This window comes from Thiemannella venezuelensis (genome assembly GCF_014203605.1).
Lineage (GTDB): Bacteria > Actinomycetota > Actinomycetes > Streptosporangiales > Streptosporangiaceae > Planomonospora_A > Planomonospora_A venezuelensis.
In genome coordinates, this window is record NZ_JACHJJ010000020.1 from 162400 (window position 1) to 172090 (window position 9691).

Annotated in this window: 8 protein-coding genes; 6 read left to right on the plus strand and 2 right to left on the minus strand. The window is 70.8% G+C overall.

Annotated elements, in window-relative coordinates; all coding sequences use genetic code 11:
* Positions 1-53 precede the first annotated feature (53 nt).
* On the minus strand, positions 54-1136 hold the full coding sequence (locus tag FHS22_RS26220; RefSeq protein WP_184945794.1) for an ABC transporter substrate-binding protein: 1083 nt from the start codon (positions 1134-1136) through the stop codon (positions 54-56).
* Between the two features lie 266 nt (positions 1137-1402).
* Between FHS22_RS26220 and FHS22_RS26225 the strand changes: the two genes are divergently transcribed.
* Positions 1403-2215: a DeoR/GlpR family DNA-binding transcription regulator gene (locus FHS22_RS26225; RefSeq protein WP_338047955.1), complete on the plus strand. Its 813-nt coding sequence runs from the start codon at positions 1403-1405 to the stop codon at positions 2213-2215.
* A 108-nt stretch (positions 2216-2323) separates the two neighbouring features.
* A complete protein-coding gene (locus FHS22_RS26230; RefSeq protein ID WP_184945796.1) occupies positions 2324-3847 on the plus strand; it encodes a sugar ABC transporter ATP-binding protein in 1524 nt (507 codons plus the stop codon).
* A gap of 42 nt (positions 3848-3889) precedes the next feature.
* On the opposite strand, the gene FHS22_RS26235 is transcribed toward FHS22_RS26230, so the two are convergent.
* The gene (locus FHS22_RS26235; RefSeq protein WP_184945798.1) at positions 3890-4909 is read right to left on the minus strand and encodes a LacI family DNA-binding transcriptional regulator; all 1020 of its coding nucleotides are present in this window, start codon (positions 4907-4909) and stop codon (positions 3890-3892) included.
* A 168-nt stretch (positions 4910-5077) separates the two neighbouring features.
* On the opposite strand from FHS22_RS26235, the gene arfA reads away from it, so the two are divergent.
* From arfA to FHS22_RS26255, 4 genes are all read left to right on the plus strand, one after another.
* The gene (gene arfA, locus FHS22_RS26240) at positions 5078-6583 is read left to right on the plus strand and encodes an arabinosylfuranosidase ArfA (protein ID WP_184945799.1); all 1506 of its coding nucleotides are present in this window, start codon (positions 5078-5080) and stop codon (positions 6581-6583) included.
* A gap of 3 nt (positions 6584-6586) precedes the next feature.
* Complete coding sequence (locus FHS22_RS26245) at positions 6587-7927, plus strand: extracellular solute-binding protein (RefSeq protein ID WP_184945801.1); 1341 nt, start codon at positions 6587-6589, stop codon at positions 7925-7927.
* Positions 7928-7988: 61 nt separating this feature from the next.
* On the plus strand, positions 7989-8927 hold the full coding sequence (locus FHS22_RS26250) for a carbohydrate ABC transporter permease (protein ID WP_184945803.1): 939 nt from the start codon (positions 7989-7991) through the stop codon (positions 8925-8927).
* A partial coding sequence (locus tag FHS22_RS26255; protein ID WP_184945805.1) for a carbohydrate ABC transporter permease occupies positions 8924-9691 on the plus strand: 768 nt, incomplete at its 3' end. The genes FHS22_RS26250 and FHS22_RS26255, both read left to right, overlap by 4 nt.

Genomic DNA, 9691 nt, shown 5'->3' on the forward strand with positions numbered 1-9691 from the left:
GTGACGGGGCACACGCGCCGGTGCGGCGCGTGTGCCCGGGCCGGCGGACGGGGTCAGTAGGCCTGGGAGACGGAGTCCTTGGCGTTGGTCTCGTCGTACTCGCGGTCGGAGATGACGACCTTCTCCGGGATGCTCTCACCGTTCAGGAACTTCTGGGCGGTCTCGAAGGCCAGGGCGCCGAAGCGCGGGTTGGACTCCACCACCCCGTAGATCCAGCCGTCGACGATGCCCTGGACCGCGCCGCGGGTGCCGTCGATCGAGACGATCTTGACGTCGCCGGCCTTCTTGCCCGCGCCCTTGAGCGCGGTGACCGCGCCCAGGGCCATCTCGTCGTTCTCCGCGTAGATGCCGTCGATGTCGGGGTTGGACTGGATCAGCTGCTCGGTGACCTGCTGGCCCTTCTCCCGGGCGAACTCCCCGGTCTGCTCGAAGGTGATCTCGATGTCGGGGGCCTTGGCCGCGATCTGCTCCTTGAAGCCCTGGGTCCGCTCCGTGGTGACGTTGTTGCCGGGGGCGCCGAGCAGGATGGCGACCTTGCCCCTGCCGTCCAGCGCCTTGATCATCTGGTCGGCGGCCCGCCTGCCCTGCTCGACGAAGTCCGAGCCGATGAAGGTCAGGTAGTCGGTGCAGTGCTTGGCGTTGATCTTCCGGTCGATCGTGATGATCGGCACCTTCTTCGCCGCGGCCTGCTGGAGCACCGGCTCCCAGCCGTCGGAGTTGAGCGGGGCGATCACCAGCAGCTGCGCGCCCTGGGCGATGAGCTGCTGCACGTCGCTGATCTGCTTGGAGAACTGCGACTGGGCGTTGGTGACCTTGAGGTCGGCGATTCCGATCTTGGCTGCCTCATCCTTGATCGACTGGGTCTCGGCGATGCGGAACGGGTTGGCCTCCTTCTCCGACTGGGAGAAGCCGACCACCGCGGTCTTCAGATCGAACGCGGTCGCACCGTGCCGGTCGATCGTGCATCCCGCGCCGGCCGGACCCGAGGGGGTCTTCACGACCTGCTGCTGGGCGTCCGAACCGCCCGGCGCCGGCGACGCGGCCGTGTTCTCCGACTTCGCGCATCCGGAGACGACGAGCACGGCGGCGGCGAGCAGCGTGGCGGCACGCGCGGTACGGCCTGCGGACAGGGACATCCGTCCTCCTGGGGGAAGAGAACCATTGGCTGGGTGGTCATAGAGTGATAGAACTCGGCAACAAAGCAGTAAAGAAACGGTCGCTTAGCGGTCACATTCGATCTAAATCGATCAGAGAACGACAGATAACGATCGGTTGCGATCGAAGGTCATGGGAAGGCAGCCGGAACGCCGAGTTCTCCGCCTCCGGCGGCCATGTCACCCATCCGTAACCCGGGCTCCTTATGATCGGAGCCGATCAGCACGAGTCGCGGGGTGAGCAGACAGTGACGGACGGGAAGACGCACGACACGGCAGAGGGCACCCGGCCGGTGTTCGCCGCCGAACGGCGCCAGCGCATCCTGGACCTGGTGCGCGCCAACGGCGCCGTCTCCCTGCGCGACCTCGCCCGGGCCGTCGGGTCCTCCGAGGTCACCGTCCGCCGCGACGTGCGGATACTCGAGGGAGAGGGCCTGCTCGACCGCCACCACGGCGGGGCGACCCTGCCCGGCGAGCTCTCCCGCGAACCGACCTACTCGCAGAAGACCCAGCTGTCCGGCACCGAGAAGACCGCCATCGCCGACCTGGCGGCCTCCCTGGTCGAGGACGGCGACGCGATCGCCATCGGGGCCGGCACCACCACCCAGGCGTTCGCCCGCCGGTTGACCAGGCACAGCGAGCTCGCCGTCGTCACCAACTCGCTCCTGGTGGCCCAGGCGCTGGCCGACTGCCCCCGCATCGAGGTGGTGATGACCGGGGGCACGCTGCGCGGCTCCATCCACGCGCTGGTGGGCAGCCCCGCCGAGCACGCGCTGGCCGGGCTCCGGGTGCGCCGCGCCTTCATCTCGGGCAACGGGCTGACCGCCGAACGCGGCCTGTCCACCCCCAACCTCCAGGTCGCCAGCGTCGACCGGGCGATCGCGCGGGCCGCCGAGGACGTGGTGGTCCTCGCCGACCACACCAAGATCGGCATCGACACCATGGTCCAGACCGTGCCCACCGAGGAGATCACGCACCTGGTGACCGACGACGGCGCCTCGCGGGAGGTGCTGGACGACCTGGCCTCACGCGGCGTGCGCCTCCACGTGGCGCGCGGCTAGCCCTCCCTGTCCGACTGTGATCGAAACTCCTTTCGTTTCTTTACGGAATCGTTTCATTCCTCGTTCACCATCGTGACACGCTCCCCGGAGCGATCCATGGAGGGGCATATGGCAGCCAGCGACCGGGTCGTCGAGGCGGCGGGAATCGTCAAGGACTTCCCCGGCGTCCGAGCCCTCGACCACGTCTCCTTCTCCCTCGCCCGGGGCGAGGTGCACGCCCTCGTCGGGGAGAACGGCGCGGGCAAGTCCACCCTGGTCAAGGTGCTGACCGGCGTGTACCGGCCGGACGCGGGGAGGCTCCGGCTGCACGGCGAGGAGGTGCGCTTCACCGGCCCGCCGGAGGCCCAGCGCGCCGGGATCTCCACCATCTATCAGGAGGTCAACCTCGTCCCGCAGATGAGCGTGGCGCGCAACCTGTTCCTCGGCCGCGAGCCCAGGAGCAGGTTCGGCCTCATCGACTTCGCGGCCATGAGGCGGCTGAGCGGGGAGATCCTGGGCGAGTACGGCCTGAGCCTGAACGTCCACCGGCCGCTGGGCGCCTTCGGGCCGGGGGTCCGGCAGCTGGTCGCCCTGGCCCGGGCCGTGCAGGCCGACGCCCGGGTGGTGGTCATGGACGAGCCCACCTCCTCGCTGGAACCGCGGGAGGTCGAGACCCTCTTCGCGGCGATCGCCCGGCTGCGCGCGCAGGACCGATCGGTGATCTACGTCAGCCACCGGCTGGAGGAGCTCTACCGCCTCTGCGACCGGGTCACCGTGCTCCGCGACGGGCGCGTCGTGCACACCGGCCCGGTCGCCGGCCTCGACCGCCTGCGGCTGGTGTCGCTGATGCTCGGCCGCAACCCGGCCGACATCGCCGAACGGGGCACCACGAGTTTCACCGGCTCCCACCCCGAACCGGCCGACACCCCCGTCCTGCGCGCGACCAACCTCGTCAGGGCCCCCGACCTGAAGGGCGTCTCGCTGGCCATCCGGCCCGGCGAGGTCGTCGGGCTGGGCGGGCTGGTCGGCTCGGGGCGGAGCGAGACCGCCAAGGCCATCGCGGGCGCCCTGCCCCTGGACTCGGGCGAGGTGACGGTCGCCGGCCTGCCGGTGCGGGGCCGTACGGTCAGGAACGCCATCCGCGCCGGCATCAACCTGCTGCCGGAGAACCGCCGGACGGAGGGGCTGATCCCCTCCCTGTCCGTCCGGGAGAACATCGCGCTGGCCGCCCTGCCCCGGCTCTCGCGGGCGGGCATCGTCTCCGAGCACCGGATCGACCGCGTCGTCGAGACCTTCGTCCGGCGCCTCGGCATCAAGGTCACCGGTCCCGGCCAGCGGGTGGCCGAGCTGTCCGGCGGCAACCAGCAGAAGGTGCTGCTGGCCCGCTGGCTGGCGATGAACCCGAAGGTCCTGCTGCTGGACGAGCCCACCCGGGGCATCGACGTGGGCACCAAGGCCGAGGTCCAGGCCTTCATCGACGAACTGGCCGTGGAGGGCCTGGCCGTGCTGCTCGTCTCCTCCGACCTGGAGGAGCTCGTCGAGGGCTCCGACCGCATCGTCGTGCTGCGGGACGGGGTCGTCGTCGCCGAGCTCAACGGCCCGGACGTCACCGCCGACGTCGTCATGGCCGCGATGGCCACGCCTCCCCCGTGATCCGGCCCTCCCCCGGCGCCCGGCCCGTTCCCGGCCGGGCGGTCAGGCGCCGCCGGGCAGGCCCGGCCCGGACGCGGTGCTCTCGCGCACCATGAGCCGGTAGCCGGCCCGCACCTCCTGCGGCGCCCGGCCGGAGCGGCCGTCGATCCGCTGCCTGAGCAGGTCCACCGCGATCCGGGCCAGCTCGCTCTTGTCCGGGGCCACGGTGGTGAGGGTCGGCGTGCTGTAGCGGCCGTCCTCGATGTCGTCCAGCCCGGCCAGCGCGATGTCCCCGGGCACCCGGAGGCCGGACGCGAGGATCGCCCGCATCGCCCCCAGGGCCAGCAGGTCGTTGAAGCAGAACACCGCGTCGGGCCGGTCTCCCGTGAGCAGCGCGGTCATCGCCGCGAACCCGTCGGCCCGGTGGTAGCGCTCCACGGCGGCCACCGTCTCCGGCAGCCCGTGCGCGGCCATCGCCTCGCGGTAGCCGGCCAGCCGGAGCGGGGCCGTACCGCTGACGGAGCTGTCCTGCACGCCCAGCGCGGCGACGCGGGTGCGCCCGAGCCCGATCAGGTGCTCGGTGACGTCGCGGGCCGCCCGGACGTTGTCGATGGCCACGTGGTCGGCCGGACCGTCGTGGATGCGCTCGCCCAGCAGCACCAGCGCCGTGTCGTCGGTGCGGGCCGCCAGCTCGTCGGCGCCGATCGCGATGGGGCTGAAGATCAGGCCGTCCACCCGGTGGTCGCGGACCCCGTCCAGGATCTGCCGCTCGCGCTGCAGGCTCCCGTCGGTCTGCTCGATGATCACCAGCCACCGCTGCTCGGCCGCGGCGTCGATGACGAACCGCGACAGCTCCGCGAAGTAGGGCGCGTCGAGCTCGGGCAGGGCCAGCGCGATCACGCCGGTGCGCCCCTGCCGCAGGTTGCGTGCCGACAGGTTGGGCCGGTAGTCGAGCCGGGCCAGCGCCTCCTCCACCTTGGCGCGGGTGGCGGGTGAGACGTGCGCGTACCCGTTGACGACGTTGGAGACGGTCTTCACCGAAACCCCCGCCAGGTCCGCGACGTCACGCAGGCTCGTTCCCACCCGCTTCACCTCCCTGGTCGTACGGCTGCGGCCAGCCGTACACGTTGCGACGGGGTCGATCGTAACGCCCCGGTATCGACCTCCGCGCACCCTGTTTACAACGTTGGAACAACGTTGTAGAAACTGACCCACCTGGAAGAAACACCGCGTTAACAGAGAGGTCGTGTCTTGACGGCCACCGCTCGTCTCACCCTTGATCCCGCCTTCCGGATCGCCCCGGTGGAGCCCCGGCTCTTCGGCTCGTTCGTCGAGCACATGGGCCGGTGCGTCTACACCGGCGTCTTCGAGCCCGGCCACCCGCTGGCCGACGCCGACGGCTTCCGCACCGACGTGCTGGAGCTGACCCGGGAGCTCGGCGTCACCCTGGTCCGCTATCCGGGCGGCAACTTCGTCTCGAACTACCGCTGGGAGGATGGCGTCGGGCCGGTCAGGGAGCGGCCCGCCCGGTTGGACCTGGCCTGGCGGAGCCTGGAGGGCAACGCCTTCGGGCTCAACGAGTTCATGGCCTGGGCGGCCAAGGCCGGGGTGGAGCCGATGATGGCGCTCAACCTGGGCACCCGCGGCGTGGCCGAGGCGCTGGAGCTGGTGGAGTACGCCAACTACCCGGGCGGCACCCGCCTGTCGGACCTGCGCCGCGCGCACGGCGCGGACAAGCCGCACGACGTGCGGCTGTGGTGCCTGGGCAACGAACTGGACGGCCCGTGGCAGATGGGCCACAAGACCGCCCTGGAGTACGGCCGGCTCGCCGCCGAGACCGCGCGGGCGCTCAAGCGCTTCGACCGGGACCTGTCCCTGGTGGCCTGCGGCAGCTCCAACAGCGGCATGCCGACCTTCGGGGCGTGGGAGGCCGAGACGCTGGAGGCCACCTACGACATGGTCGACTACATCTCGCTGCACGCCTACTACGACCCCTCCGACGGCGACGCCGACTCCTTCCTGGCCAGCGGCGCCGACATGGACCACATGATCCGCTCGATCGCCGCCACCGCCGACCACGTGGGCGCCAAGCTGCGCAGCCGCAAGAAGATCAAGCTCTCCTTCGACGAGTGGAACGTCTGGTACCAGAGCCGCTTCCACGGCGAGTCCTCGCTGGAGTGGGCCGAGCATCCCCGGCTGATCGAGGACGACTACGACGTCACCGACGCGGTCGTGGTCGGCAGCCTGCTGATCACGCTGCTGCGCAACGCCGACCGGGTGGGCGTCGCCTGCCAGGCCCAGCTGGCCAACGTGATCGCGCCGATCAGGACCGAGCCGGGCGGTCCCGCCTGGCGGCAGACGATCTTCCACCCCTTCGCGCTGACCGCCCGGTACGCCCGCGGGGAGGTCCTCCGGGTGGAGCCGGAGTGCGCGGCCATCACCACGGGCAAGTACGGAGAGGTGCCCGCGGTCTGGGCCACCGCCACCCACCGGGAGGCCACCGGCGAGATCACGCTGTTCGCGGTCAACCGCGACCGGCACGGCCCCTGCGCGCTGGACGTCGCGCTCCCGGCCGGTCTGGTCGCGGTGGAGCACCTGGAGCTCGCCGACGACGATCCGTCGGCGCGCAACTCGGCCGCCGACCCCGCGCGGGTCGTCCCGCGGCCCGGCACCGGCCTCCGCGTGGAGAGCCGCCGCGCCACCCTTACCCTTCCGCCAGCTTCATGGACTATTGTCCGCTTCGCCCCCCAGGAGTAAGACATGACCAGTTCCTTCTCCCGCCGCTCCTTCCTCGGCCTGACCGGCGCCGCCGGTCTCACCGCCGCGCTGGCCGCCTGCGGAGGCGGTACGAAGATCGGCTCGGGCTCCTCGGCTCCCGCCTCGGCCGCGCCCACGTTCTCCGGCGGCGAGTACACCGGGCCGAAGGTGACCCTGGACTACTGGAACGGCTTCACCGGCGGCGACGGCCCGCACATGCGGGCCATGGTGGAGGCGTTCAACAAGGAGTTCTCCGGCCGGATCGAGGTCCGCAACGTCACCCGGCGCTGGGAGGACCTCTACCCCGCGATGCCGACGGCCATCTCCGCGGGCAAGGGCCCCGACGTGGCGGTCATCCACAACGACTGGATCGGGACCTTCGCCGCCCGGCAGACGCTCATCCCGCTGGACGACGTGGTCGGCGCGCTGGAGCTGACCGAGGCGGACTTCATCCCCGCGGTGTGGAACGCCGGTGTCTTCGACGGCAAGCGCTACAGCGTCCCGCTGGACGTGCACAGCCTGGGCGACTACTGGAACCGCAAGCACCTGGAGAAGATCGGCCTGACCGAGGCGCCCGCCGACAAGGACTCCTACGAGAAGGCGCTGGCCGGGCTCAGGGACGCCGGGATCGCCACCCCGTTCTGGATGCCGAACAAGTGGCCGGCGCACCTGATGTTCATGTCCCTGCTCTGGCAGCACGGCGGCGAGCTCTACAGCGAGGACGGCGCGAAGGCGCTGTGGGGCTCCGACCAGGGCGCGCAGGCGCTGGGCTGGATGGTGGAGCAGATCGACAAGGGCTACAGCCCGGCCAAGGTCGCCATCGACACCCAGTACGCCGCGTTCAAGAACGACAAGGTCAGCTTCACCTGGGACGGTATCTGGCAGATCAACGACCTGAAGACCAACGCGAAGTCCCTGGAGTGGGGCCTGTCCCCGGTGCCGAACATCGGCGGCACCCCGGCGGTGTGGAGCGCCTCGCACAACTTCGTGCTCACCTCCCAGGCGGGCAAGGACCCGAACAAGGTGCAGGCCGCGAAGTTCTTCATCGACTCCATGAGCCGCCAGTCGACCGAGTGGGCCAAGGCCGGGATGATCCCCGCCCGCAACTCCGCCCGGCAGGACCCCGCCGTCGCCGACCTCCCCCAGGTGGGCATGGCCAAGGACGTGGGCATCTTCCACTTCCTGCCCGCGCTGCCCGGCGTCGGCGACGTCCAGTCCAAGGCGCTGGAGCTCGCGGTGGCCAAGGCCGTGCTCAAGGAGGCGAGCCCGGCCGAGGCCCTGAAGGAGGGCGTGGCCACCGCCGACAAGCTCCTGGCCGACAACAAGCGGAAGTACGGCCGGTGACCCCGGTACGGCCGGCGCCCGCGCGGGCGCCGGTCATCCGCCCGGTTCCCGGGAGGCGTGGATGAGCGTGCTGTCCCGGCCCAAGAGCCCGTCCGGGGCGGCGGCCCCCGCCGCCCCGGCGGGAGCCGCCAGGAGGATGCGGTGGTGGACGCCGTACGCCTTCCTCACGCCCTACCTGCTCCTGTTCTCCGTCTTCATGATCCTGCCGATCGGCTTCGGCTTCTGGACCAGCCTGCACGAGTGGGACATCAACCTCCCGGCCAAGCCGTTCGTCGGGCTGGGCAACTACGCCGACCTGTTCGACCCCGGCAGCGTGGACGGCGGGCGCTTCTGGACCGCGATGCGGGCGACCGGGATCTTCACCCTGTTCTCGGTCCCCCTGCTGATCGTGCTGCCGCTGCTGGCGGCGCTGCTGATGAACGGCCGCTTCCGGGGGCGGAACCTCTACCGGGCCGTCTACTTCGCGCCCTACGTGCTGGGCGTGGCGGTCGTCGGCTTCCTCTGGCGGTTCCTGCTGGACGGCAACATCGGCCTGGTCAACCACTACCTCGGCCTCGACGTGCAGTGGACCACCGACGAGCCTCCCGTCTGGATCGCCCTGGTCGGGGTGACCGTGTGGTGGACGCTGGGCCTGAACGCGGTGATCTTCCTCGCCGGGCTCCAGGACATCCCGCGCGAGCTGCACGAGGCGGCGATGGTCGACGGCGCCTCGGCCTGGCGCAGGTTCCGCGCGGTGACCCTGCCGGGCCTGCGGCCGGTCACCGTGTTCGTGGTCAACGCCACGATCCTGGCCTCGGCCAACATGTTCGGACAGTCCTACCTGATCACCGCGGGAGCCCCGGCGGACCGCACCAAGACCGCGATCTACCTCATCGCCGAGACCGGACTGCGCCAGTTCGACATGGGCACCGCCTCGGCCATGAGCTTCATCCTGGCCGCCTTCCTGATGGCGGCCAGCGCCCTGGTCTTCGGGGCCTTCAGGGACAGGAGCCGGCGATGACCCGTGACATGCGCGGCCTGCGGCGGGCGCTGCTCCACCTGGTCCTCGCGGTGGTGGCGGCGCTCTACCTCAGCCCGCTGGTCTACATGGTCTCCACCTCGTTCAAGACCCGCGAGGGGGCGGGGTCCACCGAGCCCCGGTGGATCCCGGACCCCGCCACCACCGACGCCTACCGGGAGATCCTGAACAGCCAGGACAGCCCGATCCTCACCTGGTTCGTCAACAGCCTCGCCGCCGCCACCGGCCACGCCGCGCTGGTGCTGGTCACCGCGGCCCCGGCCGCGTACGCGCTGGCCAGGCTCCGGTTCCGGGGACGCGGCACGATCTTCACCGTGGTGGTGGCGACGCTGTTCGTGCCTCCGGTGGTGCTGCTGATCCCCAACTTCCTCATCGTCAACGAGCTCGCCTGGGTCGACAGCCTTCCCGCCGTGATCGTCCCGGCCGCGGCGGGCGCGTTCGGGGTGTTCTTCCTGCGGCAGTTCTTCCTGACGCTCCCCGGTGAGCTGGAGGAGGCGGCCGAGCTGGACGGCTGCAACCGCTGGCAGATCTTCACCACCGTCGTCCTCCCGCTGGCCCGTCCCGCCCTGGTGACGCTCTTCCTGCTGTCGTTCCTCACCAACTGGAACGACTTCCTCTGGCCGATCTACGTCCTGCTCAGCCCGGAGTCCCTGACCCTGCCGGCGGGCCTGGGCAACTTCCAGGGTGCCAACAGCATCCGCTACGACCTGCTGATGGCCGGGGCGGTCATCGCCAGCCTGCCGGTG

What these genes read in the sequence shown, in the direction of transcription:
- FHS22_RS26230 (WP_184945796.1), top strand. Translation starts at nt 2,324, where the DNA reads ATGGCAGCCAGCGACCGGGTCGTCGAGGCGGCGGGAATCGTCAAGGAC.
- FHS22_RS26245 (WP_184945801.1), top strand. Translation starts at nt 6,587, where the DNA reads ATGACCAGTTCCTTCTCCCGCCGCTCCTTCCTCGGCCTGACCGGCGCC.
- FHS22_RS26250 (WP_184945803.1), top strand. Translation starts at nt 7,989, where the DNA reads ATGAGCGTGCTGTCCCGGCCCAAGAGCCCGTCCGGGGCGGCGGCCCCC.
- FHS22_RS26220 (WP_184945794.1), bottom strand. Translation starts at nt 1,136, where the DNA reads ATGTCCCTGTCCGCAGGCCGTACCGCGCGTGCCGCCACGCTGCTCGCC.